The 21,580-nt window shown below is 40.6% G+C and carries 18 protein-coding genes and 1 other annotated feature; of the genes, 1 reads left to right on the top strand and 17 read right to left on the bottom strand.

The features are described from left to right. Window positions 1-28: 28 nt before the first annotated feature. Window positions 29-1,738, top strand: coding sequence for an Rqc2 family fibronectin-binding protein (locus ABE41_RS09405; protein ID WP_066289258.1), 1,710 nt, complete (start codon window positions 29-31; stop codon window positions 1,736-1,738). Between the two features lie 688 nt (window positions 1,739-2,426). On the opposite strand, the gene ABE41_RS09400 is transcribed toward ABE41_RS09405, so the two are convergent. The 17 genes from ABE41_RS09400 to ABE41_RS09320 all read right to left on the bottom strand — a co-directional run bounded on the left by ABE41_RS09400 (window position 2,427) and on the right by ABE41_RS09320 (window position 21,565). Then, window positions 2,427-3,086: a class I SAM-dependent methyltransferase gene (locus ABE41_RS09400; RefSeq protein ID WP_253805492.1), complete on the bottom strand. Its 660-nt coding sequence runs from the start codon at window positions 3,084-3,086 to the stop codon at window positions 2,427-2,429. A gap of 30 nt (window positions 3,087-3,116) precedes the next feature. Further along, a complete protein-coding gene (gene pyrE, locus ABE41_RS09395) occupies window positions 3,117-3,755 on the bottom strand; it encodes an orotate phosphoribosyltransferase (RefSeq protein ID WP_066289252.1) in 639 nt (212 codons plus the stop codon). Beyond that, entirely contained in the window at window positions 3,724-4,458 is a 735-nt protein-coding gene (pyrF, locus tag ABE41_RS09390; protein ID WP_066289250.1) for an orotidine-5'-phosphate decarboxylase, read from the bottom strand. Before pyrF ends, pyrE begins: the two co-directional genes overlap by 32 nt. Continuing rightward, a complete protein-coding gene (locus ABE41_RS09385) occupies window positions 4,431-5,369 on the bottom strand; it encodes a dihydroorotate dehydrogenase (protein WP_066289247.1) in 939 nt (312 codons plus the stop codon). The genes pyrF and ABE41_RS09385 overlap by 28 nt, the downstream gene beginning before the upstream one ends. Then, complete coding sequence (locus ABE41_RS09380) at window positions 5,366-6,136, bottom strand: dihydroorotate dehydrogenase electron transfer subunit (RefSeq protein WP_066289246.1); 771 nt, start codon at window positions 6,134-6,136, stop codon at window positions 5,366-5,368. Before ABE41_RS09380 ends, ABE41_RS09385 begins: the two co-directional genes overlap by 4 nt. Further along, window positions 6,133-9,339, bottom strand: a complete 3,207-nt coding sequence (gene carB / locus ABE41_RS09375) for a carbamoyl-phosphate synthase large subunit (protein ID WP_066289244.1) — start codon at window positions 9,337-9,339, stop codon at window positions 6,133-6,135. Before carB ends, ABE41_RS09380 begins: the two co-directional genes overlap by 4 nt. Continuing rightward, window positions 9,332-10,429 carry a carbamoyl phosphate synthase small subunit gene (locus ABE41_RS09370; RefSeq protein ID WP_066289239.1) on the bottom strand — a complete coding sequence of 366 codons (1,098 nt, stop codon included), beginning with the start codon at window positions 10,427-10,429 and terminating at the stop codon, window positions 9,332-9,334. Before ABE41_RS09370 ends, carB begins: the two co-directional genes overlap by 8 nt. Continuing rightward, on the bottom strand, window positions 10,426-11,718 hold the full coding sequence (locus tag ABE41_RS09365; RefSeq protein WP_066289237.1) for a dihydroorotase: 1,293 nt from the start codon (window positions 11,716-11,718) through the stop codon (window positions 10,426-10,428). The genes ABE41_RS09370 and ABE41_RS09365 overlap by 4 nt, the downstream gene beginning before the upstream one ends. After that, window positions 11,693-12,613 (bottom strand): aspartate carbamoyltransferase catalytic subunit, encoded by a 921-nt coding sequence (locus ABE41_RS09360; protein WP_066289236.1) that lies wholly within the window; start codon window positions 12,611-12,613, stop codon window positions 11,693-11,695. Before ABE41_RS09360 ends, ABE41_RS09365 begins: the two co-directional genes overlap by 26 nt. 127 nt (window positions 12,614-12,740) lie before the next feature. Then, window positions 12,741-14,060, bottom strand: a complete 1,320-nt coding sequence (locus ABE41_RS09355) for a solute carrier family 23 protein (protein ID WP_066289233.1) — start codon at window positions 14,058-14,060, stop codon at window positions 12,741-12,743. A 162-nt stretch (window positions 14,061-14,222) separates the two neighbouring features. After that, the gene (gene pyrR / locus ABE41_RS09350) at window positions 14,223-14,765 is read right to left on the bottom strand and encodes a bifunctional pyr operon transcriptional regulator/uracil phosphoribosyltransferase PyrR (RefSeq protein WP_066289231.1); all 543 of its coding nucleotides are present in this window, start codon (window positions 14,763-14,765) and stop codon (window positions 14,223-14,225) included. 193 nt (window positions 14,766-14,958) lie between these two features. Further along, entirely contained in the window at window positions 14,959-15,873 is a 915-nt protein-coding gene (locus tag ABE41_RS09345; RefSeq protein ID WP_066289228.1) for an RluA family pseudouridine synthase, read from the bottom strand. Further along, the gene (gene lspA / locus ABE41_RS09340) at window positions 15,866-16,330 is read right to left on the bottom strand and encodes a signal peptidase II (RefSeq protein WP_066289226.1); all 465 of its coding nucleotides are present in this window, start codon (window positions 16,328-16,330) and stop codon (window positions 15,866-15,868) included. Before lspA ends, ABE41_RS09345 begins: the two co-directional genes overlap by 8 nt. Before the next feature lie 271 nt (window positions 16,331-16,601). Further along, the gene (ileS, locus tag ABE41_RS09335) at window positions 16,602-19,364 is read right to left on the bottom strand and encodes an isoleucine--tRNA ligase (protein ID WP_066289223.1); all 2,763 of its coding nucleotides are present in this window, start codon (window positions 19,362-19,364) and stop codon (window positions 16,602-16,604) included. A 291-nt stretch (window positions 19,365-19,655) separates the two neighbouring features. Next, window positions 19,656-19,881: a binding site (T-box leader), on the bottom strand. Between the two features lie 39 nt (window positions 19,882-19,920). Continuing rightward, window positions 19,921-20,430, bottom strand: a complete 510-nt coding sequence (locus tag ABE41_RS09330; RefSeq protein ID WP_066289220.1) for a DivIVA domain-containing protein — start codon at window positions 20,428-20,430, stop codon at window positions 19,921-19,923. A 76-nt stretch (window positions 20,431-20,506) separates the two neighbouring features. After that, window positions 20,507-21,280: a YlmH family RNA-binding protein gene (locus ABE41_RS09325; RefSeq protein ID WP_066289218.1), complete on the bottom strand. Its 774-nt coding sequence runs from the start codon at window positions 21,278-21,280 to the stop codon at window positions 20,507-20,509. A 9-nt stretch (window positions 21,281-21,289) separates the two neighbouring features. Next, window positions 21,290-21,565, bottom strand: coding sequence for a YggT family protein (locus ABE41_RS09320; RefSeq protein ID WP_066289215.1), 276 nt, complete (start codon window positions 21,563-21,565; stop codon window positions 21,290-21,292). Window positions 21,566-21,580: the final 15 nt, after the last annotated feature.

Raw genomic sequence — 21,580 nt, 5'->3', positions numbered from 1 at the left:
TGAATCAGAAATAAGAGGTGAACTTATCATGAGTTTTGATGGAATAATGACACGTGCTGTAACTGCTGAACTTCAGGAGACTTTAACATCCGGACGGATTTCAAAAGTTTATCAGCCTCATAAAACAGATCTAGTATTTACCATTCGTTCAAACGGAAAAAATCATAAGCTATTGATATCCGCAAATCCATCATTTGCACGGATACATCTTACAGAACACCAATACGAAAATCCTGACACTCCTCCTATGTTTTGCATGCTGCTCAGAAAACATCTAGAAGGCGCTTTTATTGAAAAAATTGAACAGCTGGACGTAGAACGAATAATTAAGATTACCGTTAAAAACAGGGATGAAATCGGAGACGAGACCACAAAAGTGCTTTATGTGGAAATCATGGGAAGACACTCAAACATTATTTTAATTGATGAAAAGTCTGAGAAAATAATAGACAGCATCAAACATATTCCTAGTTTTCAAAACAGGCATAGAACCGTCCTGCCAGGCTTTTCTTATGTGCTTCCTCCTGCACAGGAAAAAATAGATCCATATTCTATTTCTGAGAAAGAAGAATTTATTTCAAAAATTTCTTGGAATGAAGGTAAATTGGACAAACAGCTTGTTGCGAGATTCAGCGGCTTTTCTCCTTTAATCGCAAAAGAAATACTTGAACGGGCAGGCTTAACCATCAAAGATCAAGTAGCTGACGCCTTTTTGTCAGTTATGAATCAGTTGGCTGAAAAACGTTATGAACCGCAGATGATCACAACTGAAAAGAAAGAATACTTTTCGGTCATTTCTTTAACACATATTGATGGTGAAGTTCGCCCGTTTGAAACTGTCAGCAAGCTTCTCGACCGCTTCTTTTATGGAAAAGCAGACCGCGATCGTATTAAACAACAGGCGAACGACCTTGAGAAATACCTCTCTAATGAGTATGACAAGATTATCAAAAAGATCGGAAAACTAGAGCGAGAACTTGAACAAACCGTCAATGCTGAAGAATATCAACGTAAAGGAGAACTTCTTACTGCATATATGTACATGGCGAAAAAAGGCGATAAAGCAATAGAAGTTGAAGATTATTTTAGCGAAGACCAGCCTTTAGTTAAAATCGAACTTGACCCTTTAAAAACACCTGCAGAAAATGCTCAAAGCTATTTTAAAAAATATGGAAAACTCAAAAAGTCGGTTTCTATCATAAAAGATCAGATAGAAAAATCCAAGAACGAACTTCTCTATTTTGAGCGTCTCATCGTTCAGATGGATTCTGCATCAATGAAAGATGTTGAGGAAATACGAGAGGAACTTGGTGAAGGCGGATATCTAAAACATCGTCAGAGCAAGCAAAAGAAAAAACAAAACAGTACTCCTCAGCCTGAAAAATTCGTCTCTAGTGATGGAACAGAGATTTTAGTCGGAAAGAACAATAAACAAAACGACTATTTAACATTTAAACTATCTCGGGCAAACGAAACATGGCTTCATACGAAAGACATTCCTGGATCCCATGTGCTAATACGTTCAGCTGAACCGAGTGAAACAGATATAAAAGAGGCTGCTGTCTTAGCTGGATTTTACAGCAAAGCAAAAAACTCCAGTTCTGTACCTGTTGATTTCACACTAGTGAAGCATGTTAAGAAACCAAGCGGAGCAAAACCGGGATTTGTTATCTATGATAATCAGCAGACATTGTACGTAACACCTGATGAAGATCTCGTTTTCAAGTTAAAAAAGTAAGGCTCTTTACGTATATTTTTGTTGTTTTTGGAAGTTGTTGATTTCCGTTCCAGGTTGCTCGCTTTCCGCGGGGCAGGCGGTGAGCCACATTCGTACGTTTCACTTATAAGTGTCTCACCTGACCGCCAGTCCCGCAGGAGTCTCGCACCTTCCACTACAATCAACTTTTCAATGATGAATTTTAAAATCTCTCTATACTAACAATCTTTTAGAAAACAGCCAAAAGTAAAGATATTCCTTTTTTCTATTATTGTAGGTGTTTTTTTCAGATTGTTTTTAAATACCCTTCATTGTAGATTGATGGAGAGTAAGGTAAACACTCCTGCGGGATCACCGCACACCGGGCTGAAAACGATCATTCTCGACCGGAAATTATCCACTTTTTTTCTTAAGGCTTTGTTTAAATTGATTGCTATTTTTGGTTTTCAAAAACTTCATTGATAAGTTGATTGGAGCGCAGGGTGCGAGACTCCTCGAAAATGAAAAAACACATTTTCTTCGTGCGATGTAACGCTGTCGAAGCCTTCCTTGTCCTGCGGGACGAGTGGGACAGGTGAGACTCCTAAAGGCGCAAAGCGCCAGGAGGCTCACCGCCCGCCCCGCGGAAAGGGAGCGCCTGGAGCGGAAATCAACCCCTTCAAGTCTGTAATGTTTTCAAAACCATCCAAAAAAGCAGGACAGCTATTGATTAGCTGTCCTGCTCTTTTTTTGCCATGCTGATAATGGCAAGTCCACCGAGTACTTCTTTGTGTGTTACCTCTGAAAAATGAAGTTCTTCGAGCAATGCCGTCATTTCATCTGCCGTATAACGGTGTCTTCTTGTACTGACATTCGACCATTTCAATAACGCCGTTCTTTCAAAACCAGAAATATCATTTTCTTTTGCGTACTGAGCAGCAGTTTCTTGACTCATCTTTTCGCTCGGATTAAGCATGGCGATCAGGCCATCTTTTTTCAGTACACGATTTATCTCGTTTATACCCTTCGATGGATCTGGCAATAAAAACATCACGCAAGTTGATAATGATAGATGAAAAGATTCATCTTCAAAAGGCAGGTTTTCTGCATCAGCTACCAAAAACTGGCTCTTCCCGCTTAGTTCATGATAGAAAAATTGCTGAATACTCGCTTTCACCATTTCTGATGAAAGATCAACCCCTACTAGTTTGTTTGCTTCTTCTGCTCCGCGGAGCAATAACCTGCCAGTTCCGCATCCAACATCTAAAATGTCCTTATCTTTCCAAGATCCTGTCGTTTCTTTCAACGTATCATGAACTCTTTTTAGCCAAGATGTCCGTGCCATGCTGTCAAAAAAAGATACTAGCTCATCGAATTCTTCACCGTTCATTTTTCTCAAAATCGTATTCTCCTTAGAAAACTATTTGGAAAAAGAGGCAGCTCCCCAATTTTCAGGGTCTAGTTGCCATTCTTTTAATAAAGAAAGCCCTTGTCCACTAATCGTACCGCTTTCTTGTGCTTCCTTTATTAATGTACTAAAATTCGTGACTGTTTGGAAGGAAACACCTTCCTTTTCGAAAGCTTCTATCCCTTTTTCAAGTCCATAGCTGAATATTGCTGCAACACCTAATACTTCAACTCCAGCTTCTTGAAGTGCCTGACAAGCTTGAATCGAGCTTTTACCTGTAGAAATTAAGTCTTCAACAACAACTGCTTTTTTCGTTTTTTCGGTTAGACCTTCAATTTGTTTTCCTTTACCATGCGCTTTAGCACTCGATCTTACATAGCACATCGGTAAATTCATTTGGTCTGCAACGAAAGCAGCATGCGGGATGCCAGCAGTAGCTGTACCAGCGATCAAATCGGCCTCAGGATAATGATTCTTAATCATTGAGACTAATTCTTCAGCAACTTGTTTACGCAGTTCAGGATAAGCCAGAATCAACCGGTTATCACAATAGATTGGAGATTTCATTCCTGAAGACCATGTGTATGGTTCCTCTGGTGAAAGTGTAACTGCTTTGATATTAAGCAAATGTTTTGCGATTGTTGTTTTCATAGCTTTCTCTCCATTCGTTTAAAATATCTTTATATGTGTTAACTGGCTGATCCGAATGTGTAATGCTTCTTCCGATAACCATAAAATCCGAACCCATCCTAGCTGCTTCTGCAGGTGTCGCAATCCGCGCCTGATCGTGAGTATCTGCTCCTTGTGGTCTGATTCCTGGCGTTACTGTTAAAAAATCGTATCCGCAAACTTTTTTAATAGAATTCGCTTCTTGAACAGAACAAACTACTCCGTCTAAACCTGAATCCTTTGCAAGTTTTGCATAATGAGCAACACAGTCGTTTAAGCTGGTATCTTTTATTAAAAGTTCATCGCTCAGCACTTTCTCAGTTGTACTTGTCAGCTGTGTAACTGCTATCAATTTTGTGTGATAAGCACCAGCTGCCAATAGACCTTCCTTAGCTGCTTTCAGCATCGCAGTTCCCCCTGCAGCATGTACGTTGACAATGTCAACATTGAGAGAGCCAAGCACTTTCATTGCTTTATGAACGGTTGTCGGGATATCGTGAAGCTTTAAATCCAGGAAAATACGAAAGTTTCTTTCTTTCAGCCATTTGATAAACGATGGTCCCTCTGCATAGTAAAGTTCCATTCCTACTTTTACATAAGGTGATTGTCCTTTAAAACTTGAAAGAAACTCTTTCGCTTTATCTGCATTCTCAAAGTCTAACGCGATGATAACGGGGTTTTCCATTGCCTCAAACTCCTTCCAGTCATTTCACTGATCTGCTCGACGCCTATCTCATCTAACAACTCGGGAAGCTTCTCAATAATTTCCGGACACACATATGGGTTTACGAAGTTTGCCGTTCCAACTGCAACAGCCGAAGCACCCGCTGACATCATTTCTAAAACATCCTCAGCCGTACTCACTCCGCCCATCCCTATAATTGGAAGCGAAACTTTTTGGCTCACTTCATAGATCATACGGATGGCTACCGGTTTGATCGCTGGTCCTGAAAGTCCGCCTGTTTTGTTAGCTAGTATAGGGTTTCCTGTTCTCCAATCAAGCTTCATGCCTACAAGCGTGTTGATCATAGATAAACCGTCAGCACCCGCTTCTTCAACGGCTTCAGCCATTTCTGTGATATTCGATACGTTCGGAGAAAGTTTAACGTAAACAGGTTTTTCAGAAACATTTTTCACTTTTTTTGTTAAATCAGCAGCAGATTTATAATGTGTTCCGAACTGGATTCCGCCTTCTTTAACATTAGGACAAGAAATGTTTAGTTCTACAGCACTTACTAGAGGTGAAGCAGAGATTTGTCTTGTTACTTCTATATACTCTTCTTCAGTCGATCCCGCAATGTTAGCAAGGATGGGAATGTTATAAGGCTCTAATGCAGGAAGTTCATTTTCTATGATTCCTTTAACCCCTGGATTCTGAAGTCCTATTGCATTCAGCATGCCGCTTTCTGTTTCCGCTACACGTGGTGTAGGGTTACCGAATCGCCCTTCAAGGGTAGCTGCCTTAATTGTGATTCCGCCTAATAGGCTTAAGTCGTACCATTTTGCGTATTCTTTTCCGAATCCAAAACAGCCTGATGCTGGCAGAATGGGATTCTTCATATTCAGTCCAGGCAATGAAACACTCAACCTGCTCATAAAACAACCTCCCCCATTTTAAAGACAGGACCATCGTTGCATATTTTCACATAGCCTGATTGTCTGTTTTCAGTTGGGCAGACGCATGCGAAGCAGGCACCTATCCCACAGCCCATTCTTTCTTCTAATGAGATGAATCCATTTAATCCAGCAGCTTTTTGTTCAACTGCTTTAAGCATTACAGCAGGTCCAACCGAATAGATAACAGGTTCATCTGAAGTAAGCTGATCCATCGCATCTGTTACAAATCCTTTAATGCCAAAAGAGCCATCAACTGTCGTTACGATTGTTTCTCCTATTTCTTGAAACTGTTCGATATAAAAGCTGTCTTCAAGAGATTGATAACCTAAAATGAATTTAACTTTCAACCCTTTTTCTCTTAGTTTCTTCCCAAGATAATAGAGTGGAGGCACTCCTATTCCGCCTCCGATCAGTAATGCTGTTTTACTGTCGTCAATGGTTTCAAGAAAAAAGCCGTTTCCTAAAGGTCCTAATACATCAACAATCTCACCAGGTTGTTTTTGGCTTAATTGCTTTGTTCCTTCTCCTTGTGCTCTATACAGAAGTGTGACTTCTTCTTTCTCAAAATCAACATCACAGATTGAAAGCGGACGGCGCAGCAGTTTTGATGTATGTTTTCCGACACTGACATGGAGAAACTGACCAGGTACAGTCATTGTTGCTGTACCAGGGCCAGTCAGTTTCATCTCAAAGATGTTGCGTGCAATTTCCGTATTAGAAGTAATGCTTAACAAATGTTTCTTCATACGAGCACCTTTTTATTTTTTGTGAAGGATGAAAGAGCATGAGCTGAGAATGAGATGGATTCAAGAACTTCTAACAAAGCTACAGAAGTATCCAGGTTTGTCAGACAAACTACACCGTTTTCAGCACACTCTCTTCGGATTCGGAAACCGTCTCTTGCCGGGATCTTTCCTTTTGTCAGTGTGTTTACAACAAACTGTGCTTCACCTTTTCGAATAACATCAAGCAGGTTTCTTCCTTCAGAACCGATTTTGCCGACTACATCTACTGGAATCCCTTCTTTTTCGATAATGCTTGCTGTTCCTTCTGTTGCCATAATAGTGTAGCCGATCTCGTAAAATCTTTTTACCATTTCAAGTGCTTCAGCTTTATCTTTATCTGCCACTGTAAAGAGCACAGTTCCGTATGCCGGAATCTTCATTCCAGAAGCGATAAGACCTTTATAAAGCGCTTTTTGAAGATTCTTATCCCTTCCCATTACTTCACCTGTTGATTTCATTTCAGGTCCTAAATACGTATCGACCCGGCGCAGTTTTGCGAATGAGAACACTGGAACTTTTACGGAAACTTCATCTGCTTCCTTTTGGTAGCCCGTTTCATATCCTTGTTTCTTCAGGCTTTCACCTAAGATCACTTTTGTTGCTACATTCGCCATCGGCACACCTGTAATCTTACTTAAGAATGGAACTGTTCGGCTGGACCGCGGGTTCACTTCAAGTACGTAAACTTCATCTTTATGCCACACAAATTGGATGTTCAAGAGACCGACTATATTTAAGCCTTTTGCAATAGAAATCGTTCTTTTGATTATTTTTTGTTTAATCTCTTCAGGAAGTGTTTGTGGAGGATAGACCGCGATCGAGTCACCTGAGTGAACACCTGCGCGTTCGATATGCTCCATCATTCCTGGGATAAAGACGTCCGTTCCGTCAGAAATCGCGTCAACTTCTATCTCTTTTCCTTCAAGGTATCTGTCTACTAATACGGGATGATCCGGATTAACCCGGGCTGCATTCTCCATATATTGCAGGAGTTCGCTTGCCTGATAAACAATCTCCATCGCGCGTCCGCCAAGTACATATGAAGGACGAACGAGCACCGGATATCCGATTGATGACGCTATAGCTACCGCATCTGTTACTGAAAAAGCAGTTTTACCAGCAGGCTGAGGTATGCTAAGCTTCTGCATCACTTTTTCGAAACGTTCTCTGTCTTCTGCCAAATCCATACTGTCGAGCGAAGTTCCAAGAATTTTGATTCCTCTTCTCTCAAGCTCTTCAGAAAGGTTGATCGCCGTTTGTCCTCCAAACTGCACAATAACTCCTTCTGGCTTTTCATGCTGAATCACGTGCATAACATCTTCTACAGTCAATGGCTCGAAATAAAGCTTGTCTGACATACTAAAATCTGTAGAAACTGTTTCAGGGTTATTGTTTATGATAATGGCTTCATAACCCGCTTCCTGAATCGCCCATACTGTATGAACTGTTGCATAGTCGAATTCAATTCCTTGACCGATTCTTATTGGCCCTGAACCTAATACAACAACGCTCTTTTTATCTGTGATGACAGACTCATCTTCATCACCATATGTTCCATAATAATATGGTGTAGCTGATTCGAATTCTGCTGCACAAGTATCTACCATTTTAAAAACTGGCATGATGTTTTCGTTTTGTCTGAATTTATACAGCTCGTATTCATCCATTCCCCAAGCTTCTGCAATCCATTTATCGCTGAATCCTTTTTCCTTTGCTTTTTGCAAGATCCCAGCATCATGCTTACGTTCCTTCACTCTATCTTCCAGCAAAATAATACCGTGCAGTTTTTCAAGGAAGAACAGATCAATCTTTGTCCATTCGTGAATCTGTTCAACTGTGATCCCCATTCTGAATGCCTCTGCGATATAGAATAATCTTTCATCATCTGCTCTCAGGATTTTTTCTTCTACTTCTGACTCTGTAAGGTGATTTTCTTTCACTTCCAGGTGGAAAGCTGAAATTTCAAGCGAACGAACCGCTTTTAAAAGTGATTCTTCAAAGTTGCGGCCGATTGCCATAACCTCTCCTGTCGCCTTCATTTGAGTTCCAAGCTTTCGATTTGCACCTTCAAACTTATCAAATGGCCATCTTGGAATCTTAGTTACGATGTAATCAAGTGCTGGTTCAAAACAAGCGTATGTGGTGCCTGTTACTGGGTTTTTGATTTCATCTAATGTATAGCCGACCGCGATTTTAGCTGCAAGCTTTGCGATTGGATAACCTGTCGCTTTCGATGCTAAAGCTGATGAACGGCTTACACGCGGATTTACTTCGATTACATAATATTGTGAGCTATCTGGATCAAGTGCCAGCTGAACGTTGCAGCCGCCTTCGATTTTCAATGCTCTGATTATTTTTAATGAAGCGTTGCGCAGCAGCTGATAGTCTCTGTCTGTTAAAGTTTGACTCGGTGCAACAACGATTGAATCTCCTGTATGGATACCCACTGGATCAATGTTTTCCATGTTGCATACAACGATTGCAGTGTCGTTCTTATCTCTCATCACTTCATATTCAATTTCTTTAAATCCTGCGATACTCTTTTCAATCAAAACTTGTCCAACTGGGCTTGCATGCAGACCTGCCGGTGTGATTTCTAAAAACTCTTCTTTATCGGTAACGATACCGCCGCCAGTTCCACCTAATGTGAAAGCAGGTCGAATAATCACTGGGTAACCGTGTTCTTCAACAAACTCTCTTGCCTCATCCATGTTGTGGACAATCGCGCTCTCAGGAACCGGTTCATTCAGCTCTCTCATCAATTCTCTAAACAGATCTCGGTCTTCTGCTTGTTGAATAGAAGGCAGCTTAGTGCCTAAAAATTCCACGTTGTATTCCTCTAAAATACCGGAATTGAAGAGTTCGACGGCCAGGTTAAGGCCAGTTTGTCCACCAAGTGTTGCAAGAAGACCATCTGGGCGTTCCTGACGGATGATTCTTGATACAAACTCAAGTGTTAAAGGTTCGATGTATACTTTATCTGCCATGTTCGGATCTGTCATTATTGTTGCAGGATTTGAGTTTACAAGTACAACCTCGTATCCTTCTTCCTTTAATGCTTGGCAAGCCTGTGTTCCTGCATAATCAAATTCTGCTGCTTGTCCAATTACAATCGGTCCTGATCCAATTACTAAAATCTTTCGTATGTCATGTCGTTTAGGCATTCTGCATCAAACCTTCTTTCTTCGTTGTTTTAATCATATTCATGAAGTCATCAAATATCGGATTAGAATCTTGTGGTCCAGGTGATGCTTCAGGGTGATATTGGATTGAAAATGCTGGTTTCTCTTTATGTTTTAATCCTTCAACAGTTCCATCGTTTACAGCCTGATGTGTAAGTTCTAAAGAAGTGTTCATTAATGAATTTTCAGTAACGGCGTAGCCGTGATTTTGTGAAGTCAGCGCAATCTTACCTGTCTCAAGATCTCTTACAGGATGATTCGATCCCCGATGTCCAAATTTCAGCTTTTCAGTATCACCGCCGCAAGCTAGCGCAAGAAGCTGATGCCCTAAACAGATTCCTAAAATCGGAATGTTATAGTTTAAAAGCTCCTGTATCATCGTTATGCCTGCAGGGACATCTTTTGGATCACCAGGTCCGTTGCTCAAGAGAACACCATCTGGCTGAAGGCGGATAATATCAGCAGCCGGTGTATTATAAGGGACTACGATTACATCGCATAATCTTCTTGATAATTCTCTCAGCATACCTGTTTTTACTCCAAAATCTACAACAACCACTCTATTTCCGCTGTTTGGAAGGTGATAAGGTGATTTAGTCGAAACTTTTGATACTTGATCTGTTGATAAAGGTGATGCGTTCATCTCATCGATGATTTCTTGAGCATTTTCAATCGTATTGGACAATCTTCCCTTTAATGTCCCGTGCTGCCTGATTTTTCTTGTTAATTTTCTAGTATCAATTCCATAAAGTCCTGGAATATCTTTAGCCGTGAGCCAGCTGCTTAAGGACTGAATTCCTTCATGATGGTTAGGGAACTCCGCATGTTCATTTACAATGATTCCGCTTGCTGCCGGCCGTATGGATTCATAATCCGAACGATTGATGCCATAATTGCCTACTAGCGGATACGTGAAAGTTATAATTTGGTCGCAGTATGAAGGGTCTGTAAGAACTTCCTGATAGCCTGTCATACTCGTTGTAAAAACAACCTCTCCGTTTGCTTCACGATTTGATCCAAAAGCTAAACCATTAAAAATTGTGCCATCTTCTAAGATTAAGTAACGTTTCATACGAAGCTCTCCTCCTTGTTGTAAACAAGCTTTCCTTCAAAAATTGTTGCGACTGGCCACCCTTTGCATACTCTTCCATCAAATGGTGTATTTTTACCTTTAGAAACAAATGTTTTTGTGTCGATTGCTTCTTCTTTATTCAAATCAACGATTGTTAAATCCGCTTTTGCACCTTCTAAAAGTGTTCCGTATGGAAGATTAAAGCTCACAGCAGGTTTGCTGGTCATCATGTCAACTAACTCTTGCAGTGTAAGAATTTCTTGGTTTAAAACAAGCTCACTGTATAGAAGCGGAAAAGCTGTCTCCAGTCCTACGATTCCGAACGGTGCGAGTTCAACATCCTGGTTTTTCTCTTCAGCACTGTGCGGAGCATGGTCAGTTGCGATAAAATCAATCGTTCCTTCTTTTAATCCTTGTATTAATGCCTCACGGTCACTTTCGCTTCTTAAAGGCGGGTTCATCTTATAATGGGTGTCATTACTCTTAATGTCTTTATCACTTAAGATCAGGTGATGAGGTGTAACTTCTGCCGTTACTTTAATCCCTGCACGCTTTGCGTCTTTTATAACTCTTACGGATTCTTTTGTACTTACATGGCAGACATGATATCTTGCGTTCGCTGCTTCAGCGAGCAGAACATCTCGTGCGATATGCACAGATTCACTTACAGATGGTATGCCAGGCAGCCCTTCCTTTTCAGTGAATTGTCCTTCATGAAATGCCCCTCCTTTTGGAAGAAGTGTATTGTCTTCACAATGAGCAACGATTACAGCATCGTTTTCACTCGCTTCTTTCATGGCCTTTAGCATCATACCGGCTGATTGAACACCTACTCCATCATCTGTAAATGCAAAGGCTCCTTTTTCTAACAAACCGCTAAAATCGGTTAATTCTTTTCCAATCTGACGAGTTGTTATCGAAGCGTATGGCAAAACTCTGCAGCTTGCCGTTTCTTTGATTCTTTGCTGAACAAATTCCATCGTTTCGATCGTATCCGGAACAGGCCGTGTATTCGGCATGGCAGCCAGCGTTGTATAGCCGCCTTTCACAGCCGCTTTTGTTCCCGTTTCAATCGTTTCTTTATGTTCACCGCCAGGCTCTCTTAAATGAACATGCAGATCAACAAAACCAGGAGTAACAAGTCTTCCTTCTGCTTCGAAAACTTCATGCTGATCAAAGGGAATGTTTTCTTCAATCTTCTTAATCATATCTTTTTCAATCAGGATATCTGTTTTAATCAAATTGTTATTCCCGTCTAAAATGCTAGCGTTTTTCAATAAATAACCCATTGTTTACCGCCTCCTGGTTTGTTTTTAGTGTCCAATTAAGCACAGCCATCCGGATGTAGACTCCATTTTGAACTTGTTTAAATATTCTGGAGCGTTCACATTCCACCAGCTCATCCGCTATTTCAACCCCGCGATTAACTGGAGCCGGATGCATGATGATGCTATGATCCTTCATTCTTTTTTCACGTTCGATCGTTAAACCATATTGCTGGTGATAATCTTCCTTTGTCAGCAACATGCTTGCGCTGTGCCTTTCATGCTGAATTCTTAGCATCATTACTACATCAGCCGCTTCAACTGCTTCATCCATCGGAATAAAATCTTCTTTCCATTCATCTACAAACCATTCCTCAGGACCAGAAAACAGCACTCTTGCACCCATTTTGCGAAGAACTTCCGCATTAGACCGGGCAACTCGGCTGTGAAGAATATCTCCCACAATGACCACAGTTAAACCCTGTATTACGATGAATTCTTGTTGAATTGTTAATAGATCTAAAAGTGATTGTGTCGGATGATTGCCGCATCCATCACCTGCATTGATGATCGGCACGTTTATTTTTTCAGCTAAGCCATCAAAATAGCGGTCTTCGGGATGCCTGATCACGAACCCTGAAACTCCGATTTCCTCAAGTGTTCTTAATGTGTCATAAAGCGTTTCTCCTTTTTGAACACTTGAACCGCTCACTTCAACATTCATAGGCTTCATACCAAGCTTGTGTTCAGCAGCTTCAAAACTAAACCTTGTTCTAGTACTTGGCTCAAAAAATAAATTTGCGATCAGCTTCTGGTCAAAAGCTTTTTCTTGTTTACCGCCTTTAAATTCTTCAGCAAGATTTAAAATGTACTGGATGTCTTCAATAGACAATTCATTCATTGATAGCAGATGATTCATCCAAAACTCTCCTTTTACATAAAAATAGCACCCTGAAAGTTTTTTCAGGGTGCCCTTAACAAAAGAATCAAAGTTCTTTTATTAATGTCCACCCTTTTAAGTCTCTCGTACTTAATTAAAAGGTGTATTATGCAGCTGTATCGTTACCGTTCGTTTTAAACATCTTATTCATTAAGTCATTATCATCTTCTTTGCCTGGCAGTACCAGGTTCAAAAAGATACCGATTAATGTAGCGAGTGCCATTCCAGCAATCTCAAAGTTTGCATTAATCTTAAGTGCCGCTCCTCCAATTCCTGTTACAAGAATTACAGATGAGATTATCAGGTTTCTTTTATTTCCAAAGTCGATGTTGTTATCTACAAGCATTCTTAATCCAGATGAAGCGATGATACCAAACAGCAGGATTGATACTCCTCCCATTACAGCAGTTGGAATCGTGCTGATTAAGGCTGTTACTTTTCCGGAGAATCCGAACAGGATGGCTGTCACTGCAGCGCCTCCTATTACGAATACCGAGTAGACTCGAGTGATTGCTAATACTCCAATGTTCTCACCATAAGTCGTTACTGGCGGTCCACCGATCATGGAGCCGATCATGACTCCAAGTCCGTCTCCTAAAATGGAACGATGAAGCCCTGGCTTTTCAATAAAATTGCGTCCAACCACTTTAGATAATACAAGCTGATGTCCGATGTGTTCAGCAATCGTTACTGCTGCGACAGGCATCATAATCATCGCGATACTCCAAGAAAAGTCAGGAGTGTACGTTACGAACGGTACGATGAAATCAGGAGCTTGAATCCAATTCGCTTCAGCTACTTTGGTAAAGTCAACCAATCCTCTAAAGTAGGCAAATGTATATCCAGCGATGATCCCTATTAAGATTGGAATAATTCCTAAGATTCCTCTAAAAAAGATGGAGCAAATGATTGTCACTGCCAGTGTAAATAGTGCGACTGTAAAATGTGTTAAGCTGTATTCTTCAGTTCCAGGCAGGTTCATTGCCATTCCTACAGCAACGTTTGCAAGTCCAAGTCCGATTACGATAATTACTGGTCCGACTACTACTGGAGGCAGAATGCGCATCAGCCATTTAAAACCGAAGCCTTTAATGAGCAGTGCGACTACTCCGTATACAAGACCTGCAAGAAAGCTTCCGAGCATTGCTGCTTCAGGACCGCCAAAAGCTTTTACAGTTAAAATCGGCGTTATAAAAGCGAAGCTCGATCCGAGGTAAGCGGGAATCTGACCTCTTGTTACTAAAAGATACGCAAGCGTTGCAAGTCCGCTTGAAACTAGCGCGACTCCAGGATGAAGTCCAACTAAGAACGGTACAAGCACTGTTGCACCAAACATAGCGAATAAGTGCTGCAGGCTTAATGTAAGCCATTGAACCGGTGATGGTTTTTCATGTACATCTAAAATTGCTTTTGTATTGTTATCCATATTAATTACCTCCCATTTTAAAAAAGCATTCTTTCCATTAAAAAACCTCTCTTGCTTTAGCAAAAGAGGCCGTGGAGGCACACGCGCACACAGGTCTTTCTGTGCTGCACGCGATTTATTACCTCCCTTGCCAGCCTCTCTGGACTGAATTTAAAGGGACAATTATTTATTTGTTGAGATTGCTACTTCATCCAGTCCGTCCACTTCGATCAGTGACGCAGAAATAACTTCTTCACTTGAAGTTGGAACGTTTTTGCCAACGTAGTCAGCTCTGATCGGCAGTTCCCGGTGTCCTCTGTCAATCAATACTGCCAGCTGTATACTGGAAGCTCGTCCAAGATCCATAATCGCATCCATTGCAGCTCTTACGGTTCTTCCTGTATAAAGAACATCATCTACTAAGATAATTTTTTTGTCTGATACTTCAACAGGAATGTCAGTTCCTTTCAGCTCGGGCTCCTGATTTTCAGTCTTGATTCTCAGATCATCTCTGTATAGCGTAATATCAATCACACCAACTGAAACTGCATTACCTTCGATTTGTTCAATTCTTTCAGCAAGTCTTTTTGCAAGAAACTCACCTCGGGTTTTTATGCCGGCTAATACAATGTTCTTGACTCCTTTGTTTCGCTCGATAATTTCATGAGCAATTCGAGTCAATGCTCTCCTAATTGCCTGGTCATCCATTAATACTGTCTTTGACATAATGCACCCTCCTTTTTCCAAGATCCCTTTAACCGTCAGCATTCGCAAAAAAAAATCCTCCCGTCACGCATGACGAGAGGATAGAGTAATCCCTGTTGGATTCTCTTTAACAACGTTTCCTTCTCAGCCTCACGGGACTAAAGTTAAAGGACTATTTAAGTTACATTGATTATGACAAACTGTGTTCCCTTTGTCAACTTCTTTTCTCTAACAAATCCAATAGCTCGCTCATTTCAGAAGGAATCTCTCTTTCAAATTCCATGTACTCACCTGTTCTTGGGTGATTGAAGCCCAGAGTTTGAGCATGAAGTGCCTGTCCTTCAATTGGAAGTGTTTTAGATGGACCGTATTTTGGATCTCCAGCCAACGGGAAGCCAATATATTTCATATGAACACGAATCTGATGGGTTCTTCCAGTCTCAAGCTGGCATTCAACAAATGTATAGTTAGTAAATCGTTTTATTACATTAAAATGAGTAACAGCATTACGGCTATTATCATCTGTAACGGTCATTTTTTGACGATCGCTTTTATCCCGGCCGATCGGAGCATCAATCGTTCCTTGATCATGAGGCATAACGCCGTGAACGATCGCTTTGTAAATTCTAGTTGTTGTTTTGTCCTTGAGCTGGCTTACGAGTGATTCGTGTGCCATATCATTTTTTGCTACCATTAATAATCCCGATGTATCCTTATCGATACGATGTACAATACCAGGTCGCAGAACACCATTAATTCCAGATAAATCTTTGCAATGTGCCATCAGACCATTAACAAGTGTACCGTTATAGTGTCCTGGCGCAGGGTGCACTACCATCCCTCTTGGTTTATTCACAACAAGGACATCCGAGTCTTCATAAACAATATCAAGATCCATTTCTTCTGGAACAACATCCAGTTCCTGAGGTTCAGGTATTTCGATTTCAACGGTATCACCTGATACACATTTATAATTTGACTTAACAGGTTTTTCGTTCAGTAATACAATTTTATCTTTAATCCAGTTTTGAATCTGTGACCGTGACCATTCATTTTGGACATCAGACAAAACTTTATCAATACGGTTCCCTTCTTGTTCAGGGGTTACCGTATATTCAAATTTACTCATTTTCTGTCTCCTTCTGTTTGCTTTCCATAAAACTTTGGATAAAAATCAAACCTACACCGATTACTAGGGCACTGTCTGCGACATTAAAGATAGGGAAATCATAGCTTCCGATATATACATCAACAAAATCAACTACTTCTCCGCGAAGAAGACGATCGATAAAGTTTCCTAATGCGCCTCCAAGAACGAGTGCCAGTGCCGTTTTAAGCAATCTGTCAGTGGCATGCTTCTGTAAATAATAGATGACAGCACCAACTACAATAATTGTTATGATAATAAAAAAGTAGCGCTGATCTTGCAGAATACCGAATGCAGCCCCTCTGTTTCGGTGTGAGGTTATGTATAACACTTGATCAATGACAGGTATAGACTGGCCGAGGTCCATTTTTTTAACAATCATCCATTTTGTCGCTTGATCAGCCGCGAACATTAACAAGGCCAATAGATAATAAAACAATAGAACTCCTCCGATATATTAAATATGTCTTTATGAATTGTAGCACAGCCATCGGATGTTCTACAATTTAATTTACCCAATCAACACCTGTTTAGAGACGTGAATCCAAAAGTTTTCAAGCTGAATCCAAAAGTTTTGAGCTTATATCCATGAGATTTGGCTGTTAATCCAAAAATTTTCGGGGTTTATCCACGAGTCTGCATTCCTCGACAATTATCTTCTTTCGTATATAAAAAAGAATCCCGCCAAAACAGCGGGATTCCTTTAGCGATTATGCATAATTCTTTTCAACGATCTCTGCACAGCTCGCACAAAGTGTTGGGTGATTGTCATTTTTGCCAACTTCTTCTGAAACAACCCAGCAGCGTTCACATGTTTCACCTTCAGCAGATGTTACTGATACCGCAACATGATCAAAGGAAGACGCATTTTCTGGTGCTTCTGATTTCACACCGCCAACTTCCGCTTTTGAAACGATAAAGAGTTTATTTAAATCTTCAACGTTCTCAAGCCAAGGCTTAAGCGACTCAGTTGGATACAAAGTAATGGATGCAGTAAGTGATTTACCGATCGTTTTCTGGCTTCTCGCTTCTTCAAGAGCTTTTAGTACTTCATCGCGAACATCCATAAACAGATCCCAGTCTTTTTCAAGCTGCTCTGTACCTTTATAGTTTTTCTCTTCAGGCATAGAAGTCAATTGAACACTAACTTCTTCAACTCCAGGAATGTACTCCCAAACTTCATCTGCTGTGTGAGATAAAACAGGTGCAGACAGTTTTGTTAAAGCCATAAGTGATTCATATAACACAGTCTGAATGCTTCTTCGTTTATGATCATCTTCAGCTTGGATATAAAGCGTGTCTTTTGCCATATCGAGATAGAAAGAACTTAACTCGATCGTACAGAAGTTGTGGATCGTATTATAAACGGTAATGAACTGATACTCTTCATAAGCTTTTTTAACTTTTGAAACGACTTGATCCAGCTTAACCATCATATATTTTTCAAGGTCAGGCATATCTTCAAATGAAACTGCATGCTGTTTTGGATCAAAACCGTGCAGGTTTCCTAATAAGAAGCGAAGTGTATTTCTAATTTTACGGTAAACTTCAGCTACCTGCTTTAAAATATCATCTGATACACGTACATCTGACTGGTAATCTACAGAAGAGACCCATAGTCTGATGATATCAGCACCAAGCTGCTTCATCACCTTGATCGGATCCAATGTATTACCAATTGATTTACTCATCTTGCGTCCTTCCCCATCGAGAACAAATCCATGGCTTAGCACTGCTTTATAAGGAGCTTTGCCAGTGATTGCAACAGATGTTGAAAGTGACGAGTTAAACCAGCCGCGGTATTGGTCAGATCCTTCAAGATAAAGATCTGCTGGACGAACTAAGTTCTCTCTTTCTTCTAGCACACCCCAGTGTGATGTTCCAGAATCAAACCAAACATCCATGATATCTGTTTCTTTTGAAAAACGTCCGTTTGGACTGTGTGGAGAAGTGAATCCTTCAGGAAGAAGATCCTTCGCTTCTCTTTCAAACCATACGTTAGAACCATGCTCTCTAAATAGTTCTACAACGTGAGCGATCGTTTCTTCTGTTAGGATCGCTTCGCCATCTTCACCATAGAATACCGGAATCGGCACACCCCATGCACGCTGACGGGAAATACACCAGTCTTCACGGTCTTTGATCATGTTGTGAAGTCGAGTCTCACCCCATGTAGGAACCCAGTTCACTTCTTCAATCGCACAAAGCATATCATCACGAATTCCTTTAATTGAAGCAAACCATTGAGCTGTGGCTCGGAAAATAACAGGTTTCTTCGTTCTCCAGTCATGAGGATAAGAGTGAGTGATAAACGAAAGCTTTAATAATGCACCTTTTTCCTGAAGCTGTTCTGTGATCGGCTTATTTGCTTCATCATAGAACAGACCTTCAAAACCAGGAGCGTCTTTTGTCATTACACCGCGGTCGTCTACTGGGCACAAAACGTCTAATCCGTAGCGCTTTCCTACAAGGAAGTCATCTTCCCCGTGTCCAGGAGCTGTATGAACACATCCTGTACCTGCATCTGTTGTTACGTGGTCACCAAGCATAACGAGTGAATCACGTCCATAAAGCGGATGACTTGCAACAGCATGTTCGATTTCTGCTCCTTTAAATCGTTTAACAATTTCAGCTTGTTCCCATTCAAACTCTTTCTTAAGAGATTCTACTAATGCTTCAGCTACAACATATTTACCGTTCTCAGTTTGAACAGAAACATAGTCTAGTTCAGGGTGAACTGAAATACCAAGATTTGCAGGAATCGTCCATGGAGTTGTTGTCCAGATAACGAGTTTTTCGTCTGCATCCAAAACTCCCTTTCCATCTTTCACATCAAATGCAACATAGATGGAAGCAGAACGCTTATCTTGATACTCGATCTCTGCTTCAGCCAATGCAGATTCTGAGGAAGGCGACCAGTAAACTGGCTTTAATCCTTTGTAGATAAGGTCTCTTTTTGCCATTTCGCCAAACACTTCGATCTGTCTAGCTTCATATCTTTTATCAAGAGTGATATAAGGATTCTCCCAATCACCGCGAACACCAAGACGCTTGAATTGTTCACGCTGATGATCAACTTGCTTTAATGCATATTCTTCACAAAGTTTACGAAACTCAGCAACTGTGAGTTCTTTTCTTTTTACTTTTCCGCTTTTTGTCAAAGCCGTTTCAATCGGCAGCCCATGTGTATCCCAGCCAGGAACATATGGAGCATAGTGACCTGTCATTGATTTAAAACGAACGATGATATCTTTTAGAATCTTATTCTCAGCGTGGCCGATATGAATATCACCATTTGCATAAGGAGGACCGTCATGAAGGATAAAAGGCGGCAGATCCTTCGTTTTTTCCATAACTTTTTCATAGATATTTAATTCATTCCATTTCTCCTGAACAACAGGTTCACGCTGTGGAAGGTTTCCACGCATCGGGAACTCCGTTTTAGGCATCAAAAGAGTGTCTTTATAATTCATTGCTTTTCCTCCTTAATATCGTTACCGTAAAAATAAAGTGCTGTTTTCCGCATTCCTTGTTGCTTGTGTAAGTGGTTGATTTACGCTTCAGGATGCTCGCTTTCCGCGGGGCGGGCGGTGAGCCTCCTGGCGCTTTGCACCACTAGGAGTCTCACCTGTCCCACTCGTCCCGCAGGAGTCTCGCACCTTGCGCTTCAATCAACTTGTCATTGAAGAGATTGAAAAAAATACTCAAACCACAATCTATTAGAAAAAAGCCAAATAAATAACCTTCTCGCCCACTACTGTTACAGTAGGGACGAGAAGGTTAACCCGCGGTACCACCCTAATAGGTTCTGATTTTCATCTAAAACCCGCTTAGTCATCCGTAGCGTGGATGAAGCGCCTGAACTTACTAAAGTTTTCAGTCCAGGAACTCAGGGGTGATCTTCGAATACCGCTCTATACCAGGCTTGCACCATTTCCTGGTTCGCTATAATAGAGAAAAGTACCTTACTGTCCCCGTCTTCGTCACATATTAATCTTACAAAAGTATATGCGATTTTTTAAATGAATGTCAAGCTTCCGTCTTTACTTCCTGAAGTTCATAGCCTTCAAGATTTTCAGGGGCGTTTAGAGAATCCCAGTCATCATTCTTTAGCATCTCCAACTGTGCTTCGATTAACATTCTAAATCGTGTGCGATACACAGATGATTGCTTCTTCAATTCATCGATCTCCATTGAAATCTTTCTGGACTTCGATAACGATTCATTGATAATTCTGTCTGCGTTCTTTTCAGCTTCCTTAACGATCAAGCGTGCTTCTTTTGAAGCTGTGCGCTTTACTTCTTCACCAGTTTCTTGTGCAATAAGAATGGATTTATTCAACGTTTCTTCAATGTTCTTAAAGTATGAAATTTTTTCTTCAAGCTTGGAAACTGTTTCCTCTAAATCTTTCTTTTCACGAATAACCGCTTCGTAATCTTTAATGACTTGATCTAAAAAGTCATTCACTTCATCTTCACTATACCCTCTGAAACCTCTTGTAAATTCCTTATTATGAATATCCAACGGCGTTAAAGGCAAAACAGCCACCTCCATAGATGCATTATTTCCTACCTAATTTCGACAAAATGTCGGTCATTCCTTCTATTCCTGGAAATTATTTTAAAAGTCCGTATCGTATACGCCATTTTTCTTTCTTGGTCATGCCTTCAATAGCGAATAATTTGCTTCTGCCAAAACCTCTAACTGAGAGTTCATCACCTTCCATAACTTCTGCTGCAACCTGGTCTATTATTTTATGATTTAATTTAACACGGCCCTGCTGTATTAAAGGTGAAGCTTTAGAACGTGAAAGGTTATAAACCTCAGCAACAATAACATCCAACCGGAGAGAAGAAACGGTTCCATTTTTTTCATCGTAATCAGTTTTAATTTCCATCAAGTCATGATTTCCTATATGATGCAGTTTAACTCCTGATTTACCTATTTTCGTAAGGTTCAATTCTATAAATCCTGATATTTCAGCTGCACAAACAAATTGTACTTGATCTCCGGATATTAGGATATCGCCATACTTGCCTCTTTTTACTCCAATATTCATCAAAGCTCCCAGCACATCACGATGCTCGATTGTTGTGAACTTAGATGGATAGGCAATATCATAAAAGACGAGCTGATAATCATCTTGTGCTGCTTCATAATAATCCGGATAAAGCAGTGCCCTTTTTCGTTCAGAAAAAGAAGAGCCTCCCCACAAAGAGAGGCGTACATCTGTATCGTTTCCTACAATTGTTTTAACAATTTCCTGTTCACGAGGATCAAGGAAATCAGTCAGCTTCGGACTATATCGTTCAACCGTTTCTGATTTCCATCTCATTACGCGATCAACAAACTCATGTTCCTCTGGCCGGTAATGCTGGTAAATACTCATAAAAAAACCTTAAAATGAGCCAGCGAGCATTCTAGCTACTGCACTTACTCCATATTGCGCAAAGTGCAGTGACATAAGTGCTACGATTGGCGAAAGATCAATCATGCCGAGCGGCGGAATGATTTTGCGGAAAGGAGAGAGATAAGGTTCTACAAGCCTTCCAATAACCTGGCCGATTGAAGACTCTCTAGCGTTAGGAAACCAAGATAAAAGTATGTATCCTATTATCATGTAATAGTAGATTTGTATCAGTGTCTGAACTACGTTTGCAATTTCGTATACCAATAAATTTCACCTGCC

It is taken from the genome of Fictibacillus arsenicus (genome assembly GCF_001642935.1).
GTDB lineage: Bacteria > Bacillota > Bacilli > Bacillales > Fictibacillaceae > Fictibacillus > Fictibacillus arsenicus_B.
Note: the sequence above shows the minus strand (reverse complement) of the source record. Positions and strands in the feature narration are given on the sequence as shown.

Bases quoted from the DNA above. Each gene is read 5' to 3' on its own strand.
- carB (WP_066289244.1), bottom strand. From the start codon at position 9,339: ATGCCTAAACGACATGACATACGAAAGATTTTAGTAATTGGATCAGGA.
- ABE41_RS09325 (WP_066289218.1), bottom strand. From the start codon at position 21,280: ATGAGTATTTACCAGCATTACCGGCCAGAGGAACATGAGTTTGTTGAT.
- ABE41_RS09380 (WP_066289246.1), bottom strand. From the start codon at position 6,136: ATGAAGAAACATTTGTTAAGCATTACTTCTAATACGGAAATTGCACGC.
- ABE41_RS09400 (WP_253805492.1), bottom strand. From the start codon at position 3,086: ATGAACGGTGAAGAATTCGATGAGCTAGTATCTTTTTTTGACAGCATG.
- pyrF (WP_066289250.1), bottom strand. From the start codon at position 4,458: ATGGAAAACCCCGTTATCATCGCGTTAGACTTTGAGAATGCAGATAAA.
- ABE41_RS09360 (WP_066289236.1), bottom strand. From the start codon at position 12,613: ATGAATCATCTGCTATCAATGAATGAATTGTCTATTGAAGACATCCAG.
- ABE41_RS09355 (WP_066289233.1), bottom strand. From the start codon at position 14,060: ATGGATAACAATACAAAAGCAATTTTAGATGTACATGAAAAACCATCA.
- ABE41_RS09385 (WP_066289247.1), bottom strand. From the start codon at position 5,369: ATGAGCAGGTTGAGTGTTTCATTGCCTGGACTGAATATGAAGAATCCC.
- ileS (WP_066289223.1), bottom strand. From the start codon at position 19,364: ATGAATTATAAAGACACTCTTTTGATGCCTAAAACGGAGTTCCCGATG.
- pyrE (WP_066289252.1), bottom strand. From the start codon at position 3,755: ATGAAAACAACAATCGCAAAACATTTGCTTAATATCAAAGCAGTTACA.
- ABE41_RS09365 (WP_066289237.1), bottom strand. From the start codon at position 11,718: ATGGGTTATTTATTGAAAAACGCTAGCATTTTAGACGGGAATAACAAT.
- pyrR (WP_066289231.1), bottom strand. From the start codon at position 14,765: ATGTCAAAGACAGTATTAATGGATGACCAGGCAATTAGGAGAGCATTG.
- ABE41_RS09405 (WP_066289258.1), top strand. From the start codon at position 29: ATGAGTTTTGATGGAATAATGACACGTGCTGTAACTGCTGAACTTCAG.
- ABE41_RS09370 (WP_066289239.1), bottom strand. From the start codon at position 10,429: ATGAAACGTTACTTAATCTTAGAAGATGGCACAATTTTTAATGGTTTA.
- ABE41_RS09345 (WP_066289228.1), bottom strand. From the start codon at position 15,873: ATGAGTAAATTTGAATATACGGTAACCCCTGAACAAGAAGGGAACCGT.